The following is an 18,101-nucleotide window of genomic DNA, read 5'->3' on the forward strand; positions in this document are numbered from 1 at the left end:
CGGGTTATGGCTCTTGTTGAGGGATTGTGGCTCCGTGCCCCGGGTCGTGGCTCCACACCGAGTCGCCCACTCGGGACAGCCCCTCGATGCGAATATGCCGGTCAGGCATATTGGTATCCCGGCGTGACGGCGAAGGGCGAGCAGTTTCGGTGAGGAGGCCGGGCGGGTCGGTCCGCAGTAGCACCACAACGAAGAAGACCCCTCAGCGTCGCGCAGGGGGCCTTCTTGGTCAGGTTCAGTGCTGCTTGGCGTAACCGACGAACGCCTTCCAGGTCTTCGGTCCGAAGGACAGAACCGGTCCGGTCGGGTCCTTGCTGTCGCGGACGGCCACCACACCAGGCAGGTTGTCTGCCACCTCGACGCAGTCGCCGCCACCGGTCCCGCTGCGGGTGGATTTCCTCCACTTGGCGCTACTGAGGTCCATGTTCGCTCTCGACTTTCTTCATCAGGTCGATGGACTGCTGGCGGGGCAGCGCCTCGTTGCGGACGCTTTCCCACCTCGCCAGAAGCGTAGCCACATCATCCTGCGCATCGATGACAGCCCCGCCAAGCTGATTCTCAAGATGGCCCACCCAGCCACCATCGGCACCCATGGCCAACGCCAGCGGACCGGACAGTCCCACATGCATGCCAGCGCCGGTCGGGATGATGAGGACGTGCACGTTGGGCAGTTCGGCCGCCTTCAAGAGGTGCGCGAGCTGTTCCCGCATGATCGGGTGACGGTGACGCAGGACGACTTCGTCGATCACGACGATCATCTGCGGCGGGCTGTCCGCGGTGAGGATCGCTTGCCGTTCGAGGCGGGACTGCGCCTGCCGTTCCACCTCATCCTCCGATCGGAGGTCATCGAACCGGAACACCCGTCGGGCATAGGCTGAGGTCTGGAGCAAGCCGGGAACCAGGGTCGGGTTGTAGTACCGGAGTTGCCGAGCGTTGCGCTCGGCTTCCAACCACGGCAGGAACCAGGTGGGCTGGCCTTCCTTCTCCATCATCCTGAGCAGGGCGACCAGCAGGCCGCCGGAGTCGAGCACTTCGTCGGCTCGGGCGAGGAAGTGCCGGTCGAACGGGCGGCTACCGGTCTCCACGCTGGACACCATCGACGCCGAGTAATGCATCTGCTTGCCGAAATCCTCCTGGTTCAGCCCGGCGGACAGGCGCAGCCGGCGAAGCTGAGCCCGGATCAGGTCAGCGGTTTGCTCCTCCACAGTCCCTCCACAATTGCCCTACGAGACTTACTCGGGATTTCAGCCACCGTGGGGCAGCTTCGAGGGTGCGCCACGACCAGGCTGGATGCCTTCCGACAGTAGCGATCTACTCACAAGACTGTCACCTAGGCGGAGCCGCTCCACACCGAGGAGGGCTGGGGAGGACTCCGCCCACGGGTCGCTCCTGTTCCCCTGCCCCTTGCAGGAGCGGCCCCTTCCAGTCTCTGAGGAGGTCGATGTGTTGAGCCCGATCAAGTGGTGGAGAACCCCCAGGACCCCGCCATACCGGGCGGTCGGGACCGCTCCTGCACCCTGGGCTCGGCAGCCGACGACCCTGTACGAGACGGTGGATCGGTGGGACTGCGAGGAGTGCGGCAAGCCCTGGCCCTGCCCGACCTTCCAGGAGATCCCGCCGCCGGGCCTCCAGACGGCCACGCTGATCCACCTCCTGCTGCTCATGGCCGGCGCAGCGATCCGCGACCTGGCGGCGCGACCGGACAGCCCACCCCCGTACGTCGTGCTGAAGCGCTTCGCCTGGTTCATGGACCTGGACGACCGGCACGCGCAGCACGCGTCGCGGTGGCTGTGATGGTGGTTCGACCGCCTGTCCCGCACGTCGCCATGCGCCCGTTGTGGCGGTGCCGGAGCTGCGGCAGGGAGTGGCCCTGCCAGCCGGCCAAGCTCTCCCTGCTTACCGAGTACCGGGAGAACCGGACGGCCCTGCTCATCTACCTCGGCACCCTGATGAACGAGGCGATGCACCAGCTCACGCAGCTCCACCCTGATCACCCGCCGGCCCGGATGACCGAGCGCTTCCTCTCCTGGGCGAAGGCGCGGGGATGACCTCACCCACACCCGAGCGAGGAGGGCTCCGGCGCCGGTGGCGGCAACCACCGGTGCCGGGGTCCTCCTCACCCACCCGGATGCCGGTGCTGACCCAGAGCGCGGCTGCCTCGCTCCGCCTCGATGGAGATCGACGACCCGGGCGGGTGATTCCGCCCACGCCCCGACGTGGTGTGGGCCGAATGGCAGTCAGGTTTCGAGACTTCGCAGGTCGGGCAGTGTAGCCGCACGAAACGTCCGGGCGGGCGGATTTCCGCATTTCACCAGCCCGGAGTCGTCTCGTCGTGCACCGGGGCACGGGTGCCCTCCCCGGTTTCGCCGAAGAGAGGGGGAGGGCGATGACGGACCCCGGAACGGCCCGACACCGGCGGCGGCCGGCTGTCCGGGTCGGGGCGGCGGTCGCCGCGCTGGCGCTGGTCGCGCCGCTGGCCGCCTGCGGCTCCGACGACGGTGGTGGCGGCCCGCCGACGATCAACCTGTACTACCCGCCGGAGCAGAACCTGCAGAAGGTGGTCGAAGACTGCAACGCCCGGGCCCAGGGCCGGTACGAGATCGCCTACCGGATCCTGCCCCGGCAGGCCGACGACCAGCGGGTGCAGTTGGTCCGCCGGCTGGCCGCCGAGGACAGCGGGATGGACGTGCTCGGCCTCGACGTCACCTGGACCCAGGAGTTCGCCAGCGCGGACTGGATCCGCGAGTGGACCGGCCAGGACCGGACCGACACCGAACAGGGCACCCTCGCCGGCCCGCTGGACACCGCCCGGTACGAGGGCAAGCTCTACGCGGCGCCGAAGAACACCAACGTCCAACTGCTCTGGTACCGCAACGACCTGGTGCCGAAGGCCCCGGCGAGCTGGGACGACATGATCTCGGTGGCCCGGGACCTGAAGGCGCAGGGCAAGCCGTACCAGGTGCTCACCATGGGAGCGCAGTACGAGGGCCTGGTCGTCCTCTACAACACCCTCGCCGAGAGCGCCGGCGGCAGGATCCTCAGCGACGACGGCAAGAAGGCCGTGATGGACGACGGCACCGTGAAGGCCCTCGACCAGCTCAAGCGCTTCGCCACGTCGGGCGTGACGTCACCGTCGTTCAGCAACGCCACCGAGGATCCGGTACGCCTGGACTTCCAGTCCGGCAACGGCGCGTTCCAGGTCAACTGGCCCTTCGTCTACCCGGCGTTGCAGGAGGCCGACCCGGAGCTGGCCAAGAAGGTCACCTGGGCCCGGGTGCCCGGAATCGACGCGAACACCCCCAGCAAGGTCACCATCGGTGGGGTCAACCTGGCGGTCAGCGCCTACTCCACGCACCCGACCGAGTCGTTCGAGGCGGCGAAGTGCCTCCGCGACGCCAAGAACCAGAAGTTCTCCGCGATCAACGACGGGGTGCCGCCGACCATCGAGGCGGTCTACGACGACCCGGAGATGGACGAGGCGTACCCGATGAAGGAGACCATCCTGGAGGAGCTGAAGGAGCCGGCGGTGCGTCCACTGACCCCGGCGTACCAGAGCATCTCCACGGTGATGTCGGCGATCCTGTCGCCGCCGTCGGCGATCCGGCCGGAGCAGACCGCGAACGAGCTGCGCGACGCGATCTCCGACGCCCTCCAGTCGAAGGGGGTCCTGCCGTGAGCCGGCGCAGCCCGTTGAGCGAGAACAAGAAGGCCGAACGGCGGCTCGGGTGGCTGCTCTGCGCCCCGGCCGCGCTGGTCATGGTGCTGGTCACCGCGTACCCGATCGGCTATTCGGTCTGGTTGTCGTTGCAGCGCTTCGACCTGCGCTTTCCCGACGAGCGGAAGTTCATCGGGCTGGAGAACTACGTCACCGTGCTGAGCAACGAGTTCTGGTGGACCGCGTTCGGGGTGACCATGCTGATCACGGTGGTCACCGTCGCGGTGGAGCTGGTGCTCGGCATGGGGCTGGCCCTGGTCATGCACCGCACGCTGGTCGGCCGGGGCATCGTCCGGACCGCCGCGCTGATCCCGTACGGCATCGTCACGGTGGTCGCCGCCTTCTCCTGGCGGTACGCCTGGACGCCCGGCACCGGCTACCTGGCCAACCTCTTCGACGGCAGCGCGCCGCTGACCGAGCGGGCCAGCTCGCTGGCGATCATCATGCTGGCCGAGATCTGGAAGACCACCCCGTTCATGGCGTTGCTGCTGATGGCCGGGCTGGCGCTGGTCCCCGAGGACCTGCTCAAGGCGGCCTCCACCGACGGGGCGACGGCGTGGCAGCGGTTCACCAAGGTGATGCTGCCGGTGATGAAGCCGGCGATCCTGGTCGCGCTGCTGTTCCGCACCCTGGACGCGTTCCGGGTCTTCGACAACATCTTCGTGCTCACCAACGGCGGCAACGAGACCTCGTCGGTGTCGATGCTCGCCTACAACAACCTGATCCGGGGGCTCAACCTCGGCATCGGCTCCACGATGTCCGTGCTGATCTTCATCACGGTGGCGATCATCGCGTTCGTCTTCGTGAAGCTGTTCGGCACCGCTGCCCCGGGCAGCGACGACGGGGAGAGGCGCTGACATGGCCGAGACCACCACCCGGGCGAAGCTGCGCTGGGGCCTGATCGACGTCATCGTCGTCGTCGTCGCCCTGGTCCCGGTCCTCTGGATCGCCTCGCTGTCGTTCAAGACCCCGGCCACCCTCACCGACGGCAGGTTCTGGCCGAGGGAGTGGACGCTGGACAACTACCGGACGATCTTCGACACCGACCAGTTCGTCCGGGCCCTGGTCAACTCGATCGGCATCGCCCTGATCGCCACGCTGATCGCGGTGGTGCTCGGTGCGATGGCCGCGTACGCGATCTCCCGGCTGGACTTCCCCGGCAAGCGGCTGCTGGTCGGGGTGTCCCTGCTGATCGCGATGTTCCCGCAGGTGTCGCTGGTGTCCCCGCTGTTCGAGATCGAGCGGCAGCTCGGCCTCTTCGACACCTGGCCGGGGCTGATCCTGCCGTACATCACCTTCGCGCTGCCGCTGGCGATCTACACGCTGTCGGCCTTCTTCAAGCAGATCCCGTGGGACCTGGAGAAGGCGGCGAAGATGGACGGCGCGACCCAGGGCCAGGCGTTCCGGCGGGTCATCGCCCCGCTGGCCGCGCCGGGGCTGTTCACCACGGCGATCCTGGTCTTCATCTTCTGCTGGAACGACTTCCTGTTCGCCATCACGCTCACCTCCACCGAGCGGGCCCGCACGGTGCCGGTGGCGCTGTCGTTCTTCACCGGCGAGTCGCAGTTCGAGGATCCCACCGGGGCGATCTGCGCCGCCGCCGTGGTGATCACCATTCCGATCATCCTGTTCGTGCTCTTCTTCCAGCGCCGCATCGTCTCCGGTCTGACCTCCGGCGCAGTCAAGGGATAGGTGGTGTAGTCATGGCCGACATCGTGCTGGACAAGGTGAGCAAGCGGTTCCCGGACGGGACCGTGGCGGTGCAGGACGTCGACCTGGAGATCGCCGACGGCGAGTTCGTCATCCTGGTCGGCCCGTCGGGCTGCGGGAAGTCCACCACCCTCAACATGATCGCCGGGTTGGAGGACATCAGCTCCGGCGAGCTGCGCATCGCCGGGCAGCGGGTCAACGACAAGGCCCCGCGCGACCGGGACATCGCGATGGTGTTCCAGTCGTACGCGCTCTACCCGAACATGACCGTCCGGGAGAACATGGCGTTCCCGCTGCGGCTGGCCAAGCTCGACAAGGAGACGATCAACGCCAAGGTCGACGAGGCGGCCAAGGTGCTGGAGCTGACCCCGCTGCTGGACCGCAGGCCGGCCAACCTCTCCGGCGGCCAGCGGCAGCGGGTGGCGATGGGCCGGGCCATCGTCCGGCAGCCGAAGGCGTTCCTGATGGACGAGCCGCTGTCCAACCTGGACGCCAAGCTGCGGGTGCAGATGCGGACGGTGGTGTCCCGGTTGCAGAAGCAGCTCGGCACCACGACGGTGTACGTGACCCACGACCAGACCGAGGCGATGACCCTCGGTGACCGGGTGGTGATCATGCGGGGCGGCGCGGTGCAGCAGGTCGGCCCGCCCCAGGAGCTGTACGACCACCCGCGTAACCTCTTCGTCGCCGGGTTCATCGGCTCGCCGTCGATGAACTTCCTGCCCGCCGCCGTGGAGGACGGGAAGCTGCGGACCGCGCTGGGCGACGTGCCGATCGGCGAGCGGATCCGCCGCGAGCTGAACGGGGCCGACGCGCCGCGCGAGCTGATCCTCGGCATCCGCCCGGAGCACTTCGAGGACGCCGAGCTGATCGACGACGAGACCCGCCGGCGGGGCCTGGAGTTCGCCGCACCGGTCGAGATCGTCGAGTCGATGGGCTCCGACAAGTACGTCTACTTCACCGTGGAGGGGCAGCGGGCCAACGCCGCCGAACTGGAGGAGTTGGCGGCCGACGCCGGAGCCGACTTCAGCGGCGGCGGTGCCAACCTGGTGACCCGGCTGTCGGCCGAGTCGCCGGTGCGGGAGGGGGAGGACCGGCGGGTCTGGTTCAACCTGGAGAAGATCCACCTGTTCGACCCGTCGACCGGGCGAAACCTGACCCTGCACGAGGGCCGCTCGGCCGGCGCGCTCGCCGACTGACCCGGACGCCGGACCGGCCTGACCCGACCTGCCTCACCACCCGTGGCGGCAGGCCGGCGGAGGCGAGGAAGCCGAAGGTCGTCTTCGCCCCGGCGGCCAGGCTGCCGTGAGGGCGGGGGCGGGGGACCGGCGAATCCCGTGGGGGCGGGGCTACCAGGCGGTGTGCAGCGGCAGGCCGAGGAACCGGGCGTAACCCGCCAACGCCGACTCGACCCGGCGGCGCACCGTGACGCCCAACGGGACCAGGGGCTGCACCGTCACGGTGACCCCGGCCCTGCCGGTCCGCCGCTTCCAGGTGCCGACCACCCGCCCGCCACGTACCACGGTGGCCTGGAAGACGCCGTTGCCGCCGGGGATCACCGCCGCCAGGTGGGCCGGGTCGAGCATCAGGGTGCGGTCCTTGAAGCCCAGCAGGTACTCGTCGAACCCGGGCAGCACGTGCACGTCGTCCACCGGGAGGCGGGGCGCGTCGAGCAGGGCCGGGTCGAGGTACGCCGCCACCCCGTCGACCCGTACCCCGGTCAGCTCCCCGGCGGCGACCGCGACCGCGACGGCCCGCTCCGCGTCGGCGGCCGTCAGCCCCGTCCAGCCGACGAAGTCCCGCCGGGTGGTCGGCCCGTGGCTGCGAAAGTAGCGCCGGGCCAGGATGCCCAGCGCCTCGTCCCGCTCCGGCCGGTGCGGGTCGGGGGCCCACTCGTCGAGCAGGGCGAAGGTCTGTTCGGTGCCCACGTGCGGGGCGACGCAGGTGACGCCCCGCTGACTGGCGTACCAGAGCAGGTGGTAGCCGCGCTGGTTGGCGGTGTCGACGCCGGCCGAGGCCAGGGTGGCCAGACACGCGGCGCGGGTCAGCCGGCCGCCACCGGCCAGGGCCGCGCCGAGCACGTCGGCGGCCCGGTCGGCCTCGGCCTGGGTGAGCCCGAGGACCGCCCGGCGGCGCTCCGCCCCGGCCAGCGCGCGGACGCCGGTCAGCTCCAGCATCCAGCGGGCGTCCCGGGACGGCACCAGGTGCACGGTGCCCCGCATCGGCCAGGTGCGCAGCGCCTCCCGCCGCTCCAGGGCGGCCCGCACGTCGGCCTCGGTGCACCCGGGCAGCCGCAGCCCCAGTGACCACAGCCCGCTCGCCGCGTCCTGGGCCTGCATCGCCCCGAACCACTCCACCACCCCGGCGACGCCGGTGCGCCGGCCGCGCGGGTGCTCGCGCAGCAACAGGGCGGTCATCCGCAACGTCAGCGCCTCGGCACCGGTCAGCTCCACCACGCCGGCCAGCATATGGACGCCCACCGACAGCGGGTGCTCGGCGCGGACCGCCCCGCCGTGAACCCTGAGCCGAAGCAGGCGAGTCCCGAGCGGCCGCCCGGTCAGCCCAGCCGGCGGTACATCACCAGCAGGTCGACCAGGCCGAGGTGCGGGTGGCGGAAACCCTCCGGCACCCGGCCGACCACGTCGAAGCCGAGCGACCGCCACAGCGCCACCGCGCGGGTGTTGCTGGCCACCACCGCGTTGAACTGCATCGCCCGGTAGCCCTCGGCCCGGGCCAGGTCCAGCACGTACGCCCCGAGTGCCCGGCCGACCCCCCGGCCGGCGGCGGCCGGGGCGACCATGAAGCCGGCGTTGGCCACGTGGTCGCCCGGCCCCTCCTGGTTGGGGACCAGCTTCGCCGACCCGAGGACCGTCCCGTCCGGGTCCACCGCGACCACCGTCCGGCCGGGCGGCCCGACCAGCCACCGTCGCCGGGCGTCGTCCTCGGTGACGTCACGGGGCCAGGTGTACGTCTCCCCGGCGTCGACGATCTCCCGCAGGAACGGCCAGATGCCCGGCCAGTCCGCGGCGGTGGCGGTGCGCAGCTCCATGTCCGGATCATGCCACGGAGAAACGTTTGCCCGGCCACCCCTCGGGTAGTCGCCGGAGCTGACCCGAATCGAGGAGGAATGTGACGATGGACGGCCAGGTCAAGGCAGCGGTGATCTACTACAGCGCGACCGGCATCACCTACCAGATGGCGCAGGCGGCCAGCGAGGCGGCCGGCGAGGCGGGCGCCGAGGTACGCCTGCGCAAGGTGCGGGAGCTGGCACCGGACGAGGCGATCCGCTCCAACGCGGGCTGGCAGGCGCACCGCCTGGAGACCCAGGACGTGATGGAGGTCGAGATCGACGACCTGTCCTGGGCCGACGTGGTGATCTTCGGATCGCCCACCCGGTACGGCATGATCGCCGCCCAGCTCAAGCAGTTCATCGACACCACCGGACCGCTGTGGGCCAACGGCGCCCTGGCGAACAAGGTCTACAGCGGCTTCACCTCCACCGCCACCTCGCACGGCGGCCAGGAGTCGACCCTGCTCTCGCTGTTCACGATCTTCTACCACTGGGGTGGCATCGTGGTCACCCCCGGCTACACCGACCCGAGCCAGTTCGTCGCCGGCAACCCGTACGGCGCCTCGCACACCAGCAACAACGGGGAGATCGCCCCGGACCACGTGGTGCTCGCGGCCACCGCGCTGACCGCGAAGCGGGCGGTGCAGATCGGCGGCGCGGTCAAGCGCGGCCTCGCCGGCTGACCGGCCGACGACCGGTGGCCGGCCGGCGGGCTCCCGCCCGCCGGGGCCACCGGTCGCCGCTGCCGCTACCCCCGGCCGGGCGTGCCGGGCGCGGCCAGCGCCGGATGGGCGAGCAGATGCCCGAGCAGGTCGGCCAGGACCGCCATGCCGTCCCGGCTGAGCACCGACTCCGGGTGGAACTGCACCCCGGCGAAGCCCGCCCCGCGCAGCGCGTGCACCGACCCGTCACCCGGGTCGCGGGACAGCTCCACCGGCCCGTACGGCGAACCGACCCGGTCGCTGGCCGCCCGCGCCGTGAACGTCGAGTAGAAGCCGACCCGGCGGGGCACCCCGAAGACCGGCACCTGGCGTTGCAGGCCCTGGTAGGGCGCATCCCGCCGGTGCGGCGGCAACCCCAGCAACCCGGCGAGCAACTGGTGGCCGAGGCAGACGGCCAGGGTGGGCCGGCCGGCGTCGAGCCGACCGGTCAGCAGCCCCCGCAGCACCGCCATCTTCGGGTCGTCGACCGCCCCCGGGTCACCCGGGCCGGGGCCGACCACCACCAGGTCGTACCCGTCCTGCGGGCCGGGCGCGTGCCACGGCCGGACGTCCACCAGCAGGCCCAGCGCGCCGAGTTGGTGGGCGAGCATCCCGGTGAAGGTGTCCTCCCCGTCCACCACCAGCACCCGGCGGCCGGTCAGCCCCGGCAGCGCCGTCGCCCCGGGGAGCCGCTGGTCCAGCCAGAACCGGGCCAGCGGGGCGTTACGCGCGGCGAGTACCGCCCGCACCTCCGGGTCGTCGGCGAGCCGTACCGGCGGGTGCGGGCCGGTGGCCGGCGCCTGTGGACCGAGCCCCAACGCGGCGAGCACCCCGGCCGCCTTGGCGTGCGTCTCGGCGACCTCGCCGGCCGCCGTGGAGTGTCGCACCAGGGTCGCCCCGACCGACACCCGTAGCTGGCCGGTGGGGGAGATCTCCGCCGTCCGGATCAGGATCGGGGCGTCCAACGTCTGCCGGCCCTCGGCGTCCCGGCCGAGCAGGGCCAGCACCCCCGAGTAGTAGCGCCGGCCGGTGCGCTCGTGCCGGGCGATCACCCGGCAGGCGTTCTGCATCGGGCTGCCGGTCACCGTCGGGGCGAACATGGTCTCCCGCAGCACCTCCCGCACGTCCTTCGAGCCCCGCCCGGCCAGCAGGTACTCGGTGTGCGCCAGGTGCGCCATCTCCTTCAGGTACGGCCCGACCACCTGGCCGCCGTGCGTCGCCACGGTGGCCATCATCTTCAGCTCCTCGTCGAGGACCATGTACAACTCCTCGACCTCCTTGGGGTCGCGCAGGAAACGCAGCAGGGCGTCCCGGTCGGCCGCCGCACCGGAGTGCCGGAACGTGCCGCTGATCGGGTTCATCATGACCAGGCCGTCGTCGACGCTGACGTGCCGTTCGGGGCTCGCGCCGACCAGGATCCGGGTGCCGGTGTGCACCAGGAACGTCCAGTACGCGCCCCGCTCGTGGACCAGCAGCCGACGCAGTGCGGCCAGCGCCGCGCCCAGTGGCGACCCCTGCACGGTGGCCCGCAGGGTGCGGTGCACGACGAAGTTGGCGCCCTCACCCCGGCCGATCTCCTCGGCCAGCACCCGCTCGACGGTGCGGGCGTACGCGGCGTCGTCGACGTCGAAGGCGGCGTCCGTGGTCACCACCGGCGCGTCCGGCAGCGCGGCGAGCACGTCGGCCAGCGGCAACTCGGCGTGCGCGTCGACCGCCAGGTACTCCAGCGGGGTCCCGTCGTCGACGCAGTCGAAGCCGCGTTCGGTGATCTGCCGGTACGGCACCAGCGCCAACGTCGCCGGCCCCGGTCCGGCGTCGGGCAGCGGCAGGTCGGCGAGGCGGTCGGCGACGCGTACCGGTCCGGTGTAGAGCGCGACGTGGTCGGCCCCCTCGCGGCGGACGAGGGCGAACGGGCCGGGGTCGACGCCGTCGGCGACGGCGGCGAGCAGGTGGTGCGGGCGGGTCATCGGGGTCTCCTCCTGGGCCGGGCCGCCTGGTCGTCGGGCGGCCCCGGGAGCCGGGGAGAGACCGGCGGCCGCCTCGTCGGGCGGCCGCGTGGAAAGCTACGCGCGGGGGGTGGCCGCCGGGTCGGCGGGCCACCAGCAGGTCGGGTGCGCGGGCATGCCGACACCATACGTGGCCCGCGTCCGGCGGGAAAGCCGTTCCCACCACGGGGGCTCGTGCCGGCCGCCGATCATGGGTTGGCCGGCCGGGCCGCCGGGTACCGTGACCCGCGATGGACATTCTCGCTCTCGACCTGGGCACCTCCTCGGTACGCGGGCTCGTGCTGGACGCCGACGCCGAGCCGCTGCCCGGAGCGCTGGCACGGCGCAAGGTGCACCTGGCCGTCACCGACGACGGCGCCGGCACCCTGGACGCCGCCGGCTACCTCGCCTGCCTGGCCGAGTGCCTGGACGACCTGGCCGCCGCCGGTCACCTGCGGGACGTGGCGCTGGTCGCGATCTCCGCGCAGTGGCACTCGGTGGTGCCCCTGGACCGCGCCGGTGATCCGCTCGGGCCGGTGCTGACCTGGCTGGACACCCGGCCCACCCCGCCGTCCGGGGCGGCCGGCCCGGCTGACCCCGACGAGTTCCACCGCCGTACCGGGACCTGGTGGCACCGCTGCTACTGGTCGGTGCGGCTGCCCTGGCTGCGGGACCGGGTCGCCGGGGTGGCCCGCTTCGCCGGCCTGGTCGAGTACGTCCTCGGCCAACTGCTCGACACCGCGCCGATGTCGGTGTCGATGGCCTCCGGCACCGGCCTGCTGGACCTGCGCACCCTGGACTGGGACGCCGAGGCGCTCGCGTTGGCCGGGGTCCGGCCGGGGGAGCTGCCGGAGCTGGCCCCGACGCGCTGGCGCGGCACGCTCCGCCCCGAGCACGCCCGCCGGTGGCCCCAGCTCGCCACCGCCGCCTGGGCCGCCCCGGTCGGCGACGGGGCCGCCTCCAACGTCGGCTCCGGCTGTGTCGACCCGCGCCGGGCGGCGGTGACGGTGGGCACCTCCGCCGCGGTGCGGCTGGTCCAGCGGGCCCCGGCCGGCGTGGACCTGCCGCCGCTGCCCGAGCGGCTGTGGCGCTACCGGGTGGACCACGAGTACGTGGTGACCGGGGCGGCGTACTCGTGCGGGGGGAACCTCTTCGCCTGGGCGCACCGGACGCTGCGGCTGCCCGAGGGCGCCGACCTGGACGCGGCGCTGGCCCGGGTGCCGCCGGACGGCGGGGTCGGGGCCAACCCGCGCCTGGGCGGGGACCGGCCGCCCGGCCTGGCCCCGGCCGGCTCCGGTGAGCTGCGCGGGCTCAGCTTCTCCAGCACCGGCGTGGAGATCCTCGCCGGACTGATGACCGGGCTGTGCCGGATGGTCGCCGACGACCTCGTGGTGCTGGAGTCCGGTGTCGACGCCCCGGTCGAGGTGGTGCTCGGCGGGGGAGCGGTGACCGCCTCCCCGTGGTGGCGTGCGGCGTTCGCCGGCGCGCTCGCGCCCCGGCCGGTCCGGCACCGCGACGAGCCGGAGATCGGTGCCATCGGCGCCGCGCTGGTGGCCCTGGGGCGGATAGCTCAGGCGGATGAGCTCGCCGGCACCAACCGTACGGAGGAGGACCCCTCGCCGACCTCGCCCGCCGGTTCCGGCAGGTCCGTCCGTCCGGATGCGCCGTCGGCCCGTTGACACAGCTCCCGGGACTGGTTGGATGGATTCCGCTCCCCGTCGCCGGGAGCGGCGGGGGACCGAGGAGGCAAGACGTGGGCGCAGGGCCCGACCCGACACCGGGTGCCGAGTCGCCCCTCGGCCGGAACCGGTTCGACGAGCGGGTCGTGCCGCACCGGCGGCGGTCCCCGTTGCGGCTGCGGGACTGGCGGATGCGCACCAAACTCGTCACCGTCCTGGTCATCCCGTCGGTGGCCTTCCTGGTGCTGGCCGGGGTGCAGACCGCCGGGCTGGTCGGGCGGACCACCGCGTTGAGCGACTTCGCCCAGCAGGTCGGCATCGGCCGGCAGATCACCACCCTGGTGGACCGGCTCCAGCAGGAACGTGACCGCAGCGCCGGCGAGCTGGCCGCGCTGCGCCGCTCCGGGAACTCCGCCGACCGGGACGCGGCGGTGGCCGCCCTCAAGCCGTTGCAGGCCGCCAGCGACGCGGCCTTCGCGGAGCTGCGCGAGGCCGCCGAGCCGCTGGCCGACTCCGACGCCGCCTGGCAGGTCGCCTACGCCGAGGCGACGGAGGCGTACGACCAGGTGGTCTACATCCGGGCGGCGGTGCCGCCGGCGGTGCTGAGCAGCGACACCATCCTCGGCAACTACCACCGGGCGGTGGAGACGCTGCTCAGCCTCCTGGCCGAGCCGAGCCCCGGGCCGGACCGTCCCGAGCTGACCGAGGCGGTGCTGCGTTACGTCCAGCTCGCCCGGGTCAAGGAGCTGTCCTCGCGGATCCGGGCTCAGCTCTACGCGGCCGGCCGCGCCGGCCGGTACGACCTGGACGACCAGGTGACCCTCACCGACCTGCGGTCCCAGCAGTTGTCCGCGCTGGGCGCGTTCCGGGTGGCGGCCACCAACGGCCAGATCGAGGCGTACGACCGGACCTCGCGCGACGAGGCTTTCGTCAACGCCACCCGGCTGGAGGAGAAGAGCCTCGCCACCGGCGGCACCGCCCGGCCGGAGGTGCTGCCCGCTCCACAGTGGTGGGCGGCCAGCGAGCAGCGGCAGGGGCTGCTGCGGCAGTTGGAGACCCGGGTGCTGGACGACGCGGTGACCCGGGCCGACGAGGTGAGCGGCGCGCAGCTACGGACCACCCTGCTGGTGGTCGGCGGCATCGTGGTGGTGCTCGCCCTGGCCGTGCTGCTGGCCGCGCTGATCGGCCGGTACATCGCCAACTCGATGCAGCTCCTGCGCGGCCAGGCCCTGCGGATCGCCCAGATCGAGCTGCCGCAGGCCCTGGACCGGCTCCGTTCGGTCGGCGGTGGGGTGCCGGCGATCGACGTGCCGCCCGCCGTGGTGCGGTCGCTCGACGAGATCGGCGAGCTGGCCGAGGCGTTCGTCGCGGTGCACCGCAGCGCGGTCAGCGTGGCGGTGGAGCAGGCGGAGACCCGGCGCACCGTCAACGCGATGTTCGTCAACCTGGCCCGGCGCAGCCAGGTGCTGGTGGAGCGGCAGCTCGAACTGCTGGACGACCTGGAGCGGGAGGAGGCCGACCCGGACCAGTTGGAGAACCTGTTCAAGCTGGACCACCTGGCCGCCCGGATGCGCCGTAACGACGAGAGCCTGCTGGTGCTCGCCGGCACCGAGTCCACCCGGCGGTGGAACCGGCCGGTGGGGCTGGGCGCGGTGCTGCTCGCCGCCAGCGCCGAGATCGAGCAGTACCAGCGGGTCCGGCACGACGTGGCGGCTGACCTGTACGTCGTCGGGCACGCCATCGGCGAGCTGGTGCACCTGCTGGCCGAGCTGCTGGAGAACGCCACCGCCTTCTCCCGTCCGGACACCCTGGTCCGGGTGACCGCGTGGGCCGAGGACGGTGGGGCGGTGGTGGAGCTCGTCGACCAGGGGCTCGGCATGAGCCCGGCCGCGTTGGAGCAGGCCAACGGGGTGCTCGCCGCCCCGCCGGCGGCGGACGTGGCGGCGGTCGAACGGATGGGACTGTTCGTGGTCAGCCACCTCGCCGCCCGGCACGGCGTCCGGGTGCGGCTGGCCGGCGGGGCGCAGGGGCTGGTCGCCCGGATCGTGCTGCCGCCCACCCTGCTCGCCCCGGCCCCGGCGCGGGAGCTGGATCCGGCGATGTCGCCGCGGATGCTCACCACCGCGGTCGCCGGGGCGACCCGGCCGGTTGAGGTGCCGCGCCAGCCCGGCCCGGCCCGGCCGGCCGAGCTGCCGGTGGCCGGTCGCCGTCCGGACCAGACTCCGCCGGCCGGGGCACGTCCGGTGCCGGTCCGTGCCGAGGACGTGCTGTCGCCGGCCGCCGGCCCGCCGGCGGACGGTGGCGGCGGCTGGTGGTCCCGGCACGGTCCGGCGTCGTCCGCGCCGGTGTCGACGGGGGAGACCACCCCGGCGCCGCCGGCCACCCCGGTGACCGGGGGCACCAACGCGCGGGGCCTGCCGGTGCGGGTGCCGATGGCACAGTTGACCTCGGTGACCGAGCCGGCCCGGCCGCAGCCGTCGCAGGTGCGGGACGACCCGGACCCGGCGGCGGTGGGCGGCATGCTGTCCCGCCTCTACAGCGGGGTGCGCCGGGCGGAGGCCGAGGACACCACGGAGATAATCTTGCCGCCGGCGGGTGTGCGTAGCGAAGGGGAACGACAGTGACGACGTTGAGCCAGGAGGCACGGGATCTGAGCTGGCTGGTCACCGCGTTCGCGGAGCGGGTGCCCGGGGTGTCCCACGCGGTGGTGGTCTCCTCGGACGGGCTGCTGGTGGCGATCTCGGCGCATCTGCCCCGGGACCACGCGGACAAGCTTGCCGCGGTAACCTCGGGGCTGATGAGCATCACCGCGGGCGCGGCCCAGATGTTCGACGGCGACGTCGTCAAGCAGACGGTGGTGGAGATGGGCCGCGGCTACTTCCTGGTCATGCAGATCCGCGACGGTTCGATCCTGGCCACCCTGGCCGCCGGGGACGCGGACATCGGCGTGGTCGGTTACGAGATGGCCCGGTTGGCCAAGCAGGCCGGCGAGATGCTGACCCCGGCGCTGCGCGCCGAGTTGCAGCAGGCCCTGCCCCGCTGACCGGCGGCGGCCGGGCCGGGCGGGCAGCCGCCCACCGGCGCCGGGCCGGACCGCCCCCACGCGGTCCGGCCGTGCCGGCCCGGTCCCCGGCGTACGGCCTACAGGCCGTTGTCCCGGATCACCTGGCGGTACCAGTGGGCGCTGGCCTTCGGGATGCGGCGCTGGGTCGGGTAGTCCACGTAGACCAGTCCCCAGCGCTGGTCGTACCCCTCGGCCCACTCGAAGTTGTCCAGCAGCGACCACACGTGGTAGCTCTCCAGCGGCACGCCGTCGGCGATGGCCCGGTGGGCGGCGGTGAAGTGGTCGCGCAGGAAGGCGATCCGGCCGGCGTCGTCGACGGTGCCGTCCGGGCCGAGGGTGTCCGGGCAGGGCAGCCCGTTCTCGGTGACGGTGATCGGGACCGGCCCGTAGTCGCGGGTGACCCGGGTCAGGATGTCGTACATGCCCTGCGGGTAGATCTGCTGCCAGTCCGCCTCGGAGGTGGGCCAGCGGGTGACGGTGTTCCGGTCGCCGGTCAGGTAGAGCGGGGTGTAGTACTGCACCGCGAGCAGGTCCACCGGGGTGGCGATGGTGGCCAGGTCGCCGTCGCGGATGGCGCGCACCATCCGGCTGTCCGGGCCGAGGTGGGCCAGGACGTCGGCGGGGTAGGCGCCGGTGAAGATCGGGTCGAGGTAGAGCCGGTTCTCGTACCCGTCGTGCAGCTTCGCGGCTGCGGCGGCGGCGGGGCTGTCGTCGGCCGGGTAGCAGGGGTGCAGGTTGAGCGCCGGGCCGATCCGGGTGTCGTGCCCGGTGGCGCGTAGCGCGCGGACGGCCAGGCCGTGGGCGAGCTGGAGGTGGTGGGCGACCAGGTAGGCGGCGTCCGGGTCCTGCCGGCCGGGGGCGTGGTGGCCCCAGAGGTAGCCGTTCTGCACCACGGTCTTCGGCTCGTTGACGGTCAGCCAGACCGGCACCCGGTCGCCGAGGCCACGGAAGACCGCGTCGGCGTAGTCGGCGAACCGGTGGACGGTGTCCCGGTTCTCCCACCCGCCGGCGTCCTGCAACGCCTGCGGCAGGTCCCAGTGGAAGAGGGTGACCATCGGGGCGATGCCGCGTTCGTGCAGCCCGTCGACCAGCCGCTTGTAGAAGTCGAGGCCGCGCTGGTTGGGCTTGCCGGTGCCGTCGGCCTGGATCCGGGGCCAGGACACGGAGAACCGGTAGCTGCCCAGCCCGAGGTCGCGCATCAGGTCCAGGTCGTCGGCCCAGCGGTGGTAGTGGTCGGCGGCCACGTCGCCGGTGTCGCCGTTGCGGGTGCGTCCGGGGGTGTGGCTGAAGGTGTCCCAGACCGATTCGCCCCGGCCGTCCTCCTTGGCGGCGCCCTCGATCTGGTACGCGGAGGTGGCGGCGCCCCAGCCGAAGTCGCGCGGGAAGCGCAGCCGGTCCGGGGCGGGCCCGGCCGTCGGGTCGCCACCCGGCGGCGAGTCGCAGCCGGCGGTCAGGACGCCGGTGGCCGCGGCCAGGCCGGCGCCGCCCGCGGCGGCGGACAGCCCGGCGCCGGCGGTGGCGGTCGCGGAGAGCGCGGCGTCGCGCAGCAGGCGCCGTCGGGTGAGTATCGACATGGGTTTTTCTCCTCAGGGTGCGGGCCACCCCGACGGCCGGGAGCGCTCCCAGCGCGGGCATGCGACGGCCCGGCCGCCTCGGGGGCGGACCGCCAGCCTAGAGGGCCACGCGCGGGCGGCCGGGATGGGGAAGTGGGAGTGTGACGGGCGCCGTCGAGGACGGTCGGCCCGCCTGCCGGGAGCAGATAGCGATCGAGGCCGGCCGGGCGGCGCGTACGCCTGTCCCGTCGGCCTCTTTTCCCGTCGTGTACGGGGGTTTAGTGTGGGGACGGGGGAGGGCAACCCCCGTCCCCACCTCTGTTGCACACACGCACGCTCGAATTGGCGTCCGGCCGTGCGTGTCGCGCGGGAGCCGGGCCACGCGAGTGGCTCTGGTTCCACCTCCCTCCGTGCTGGTGGGCTGGTGGCTGGCGACGGTGTCCGGGCTGGCCCGTCGTCAGCCGTTCGGGGCTGAACCCCGTGGTCGGGCGACCACGGTCGATCTTCTTTGTTGCATCTCCGTCGATGGAAGCGCTCCCATCGGCGATGCTGCGACTGTAACGCCCGTCACGGCTTTGTGAAAGCCCCTAAACGAGATCGAAACATGGATCTGGGTTTCGGTCG

Annotated in this window: 16 protein-coding genes; 10 read left to right on the top strand and 6 right to left on the bottom strand. The window is 72.6% G+C overall.

What is annotated here, in order from left to right; all coding sequences use genetic code 11:
• Nucleotides 1–235: 235 nt before the first annotated feature.
• Nucleotides 236–424, bottom strand: a complete 189-nt coding sequence (locus ACIQG9_RS25560; protein ID WP_400407071.1) for a DUF397 domain-containing protein — start codon at nucleotides 422–424, stop codon at nucleotides 236–238.
• Nucleotides 411–1,205 (bottom strand): helix-turn-helix domain-containing protein, encoded by a 795-nt coding sequence (locus ACIQG9_RS25565; RefSeq protein WP_400407073.1) that lies wholly within the window; start codon nucleotides 1,203–1,205, stop codon nucleotides 411–413. The genes ACIQG9_RS25560 and ACIQG9_RS25565 overlap by 14 nt, the downstream gene beginning before the upstream one ends.
• Before the next feature lie 346 nt (nucleotides 1,206–1,551).
• On the opposite strand from ACIQG9_RS25565, the gene ACIQG9_RS25570 reads away from it, so the two are divergent.
• The 6 genes from ACIQG9_RS25570 (at nucleotide 1,552) to ACIQG9_RS25595 (ending at nucleotide 6,624) form a co-directional block, all read left to right on the top strand.
• Entirely contained in the window at nucleotides 1,552–1,794 is a 243-nt protein-coding gene (locus tag ACIQG9_RS25570; RefSeq protein WP_400407076.1) for a hypothetical protein, read from the top strand.
• Nucleotides 1,794–2,048: a flavin reductase gene (locus ACIQG9_RS25575; RefSeq protein WP_400407077.1), complete on the top strand. Its 255-nt coding sequence runs from the start codon at nucleotides 1,794–1,796 to the stop codon at nucleotides 2,046–2,048. The genes ACIQG9_RS25570 and ACIQG9_RS25575 overlap by 1 nt, the downstream gene beginning before the upstream one ends.
• Nucleotides 2,049–2,386: 338 nt before the next feature.
• A complete protein-coding gene (locus tag ACIQG9_RS25580; protein ID WP_400407080.1) occupies nucleotides 2,387–3,676 on the top strand; it encodes an ABC transporter substrate-binding protein in 1,290 nt (429 codons plus the stop codon).
• The gene (locus ACIQG9_RS25585) at nucleotides 3,673–4,572 is read left to right on the top strand and encodes a carbohydrate ABC transporter permease (protein WP_400407082.1); all 900 of its coding nucleotides are present in this window, start codon (nucleotides 3,673–3,675) and stop codon (nucleotides 4,570–4,572) included. The genes ACIQG9_RS25580 and ACIQG9_RS25585 overlap by 4 nt, the downstream gene beginning before the upstream one ends.
• A gap of 1 nt (nucleotide 4,573) precedes the next feature.
• Entirely contained in the window at nucleotides 4,574–5,407 is an 834-nt protein-coding gene (locus ACIQG9_RS25590) for a carbohydrate ABC transporter permease (protein ID WP_400407085.1), read from the top strand.
• Nucleotides 5,408–5,418: 11 nt separating this feature from the next.
• On the top strand, nucleotides 5,419–6,624 hold the full coding sequence (locus ACIQG9_RS25595) for an ABC transporter ATP-binding protein (protein WP_400407088.1): 1,206 nt from the start codon (nucleotides 5,419–5,421) through the stop codon (nucleotides 6,622–6,624).
• A 150-nt stretch (nucleotides 6,625–6,774) separates the two neighbouring features.
• On the opposite strand, the gene ACIQG9_RS25600 is transcribed toward ACIQG9_RS25595, so the two are convergent.
• Together ACIQG9_RS25600 and ACIQG9_RS25605 are read right to left on the bottom strand one after the other, a co-directional pair.
• Nucleotides 6,775–7,842 carry a winged helix DNA-binding domain-containing protein gene (locus ACIQG9_RS25600; RefSeq protein ID WP_400407161.1) on the bottom strand — a complete coding sequence of 356 codons (1,068 nt, stop codon included), beginning with the start codon at nucleotides 7,840–7,842 and terminating at the stop codon, nucleotides 6,775–6,777.
• Nucleotides 7,843–7,982: 140 nt separating this feature from the next.
• Nucleotides 7,983–8,474: a GNAT family N-acetyltransferase gene (locus ACIQG9_RS25605; RefSeq protein ID WP_400407091.1), complete on the bottom strand. Its 492-nt coding sequence runs from the start codon at nucleotides 8,472–8,474 to the stop codon at nucleotides 7,983–7,985.
• 86 nt (nucleotides 8,475–8,560) lie between these two features.
• Here ACIQG9_RS25605 and wrbA point away from each other — a divergent pair, with 86 nt between their 5' ends.
• Nucleotides 8,561–9,178 carry an NAD(P)H:quinone oxidoreductase gene (gene wrbA, locus ACIQG9_RS25610; protein WP_400407093.1) on the top strand — a complete coding sequence of 206 codons (618 nt, stop codon included), beginning with the start codon at nucleotides 8,561–8,563 and terminating at the stop codon, nucleotides 9,176–9,178.
• 65 nt (nucleotides 9,179–9,243) lie between these two features.
• On the opposite strand, the gene ACIQG9_RS25615 is transcribed toward wrbA, so the two are convergent.
• Nucleotides 9,244–11,163, bottom strand: a complete 1,920-nt coding sequence (locus ACIQG9_RS25615; protein ID WP_400407095.1) for an anthranilate synthase family protein — start codon at nucleotides 11,161–11,163, stop codon at nucleotides 9,244–9,246.
• A gap of 269 nt (nucleotides 11,164–11,432) precedes the next feature.
• On the opposite strand from ACIQG9_RS25615, the gene ACIQG9_RS25620 reads away from it, so the two are divergent.
• The 3 genes from ACIQG9_RS25620 (at nucleotide 11,433) to ACIQG9_RS25630 (ending at nucleotide 15,903) form a co-directional block, all read left to right on the top strand.
• A complete protein-coding gene (locus ACIQG9_RS25620; protein ID WP_400407097.1) occupies nucleotides 11,433–12,860 on the top strand; it encodes an FGGY family carbohydrate kinase in 1,428 nt (475 codons plus the stop codon).
• A 74-nt stretch (nucleotides 12,861–12,934) separates the two neighbouring features.
• Nucleotides 12,935–15,484: a nitrate- and nitrite sensing domain-containing protein gene (locus tag ACIQG9_RS25625; protein ID WP_400407098.1), complete on the top strand. Its 2,550-nt coding sequence runs from the start codon at nucleotides 12,935–12,937 to the stop codon at nucleotides 15,482–15,484.
• Between the two features lie 5 nt (nucleotides 15,485–15,489).
• Complete coding sequence (locus ACIQG9_RS25630) at nucleotides 15,490–15,903, top strand: roadblock/LC7 domain-containing protein (RefSeq protein ID WP_400407100.1); 414 nt, start codon at nucleotides 15,490–15,492, stop codon at nucleotides 15,901–15,903.
• 98 nt (nucleotides 15,904–16,001) lie between these two features.
• Here the strand turns inward: ACIQG9_RS25630 and ACIQG9_RS25635 are convergent, their stop codons facing one another.
• Complete coding sequence (locus ACIQG9_RS25635; protein WP_400407102.1) at nucleotides 16,002–17,498, bottom strand: GH1 family beta-glucosidase; 1,497 nt, start codon at nucleotides 17,496–17,498, stop codon at nucleotides 16,002–16,004.
• Nucleotides 17,499–18,101 lie beyond the last annotated feature (603 nt).

The organism is Micromonospora sp. NPDC092111 (assembly GCF_044755745.1).
Taxonomy (GTDB): Bacteria; Actinomycetota; Actinomycetes; order Mycobacteriales; family Micromonosporaceae; genus Micromonospora.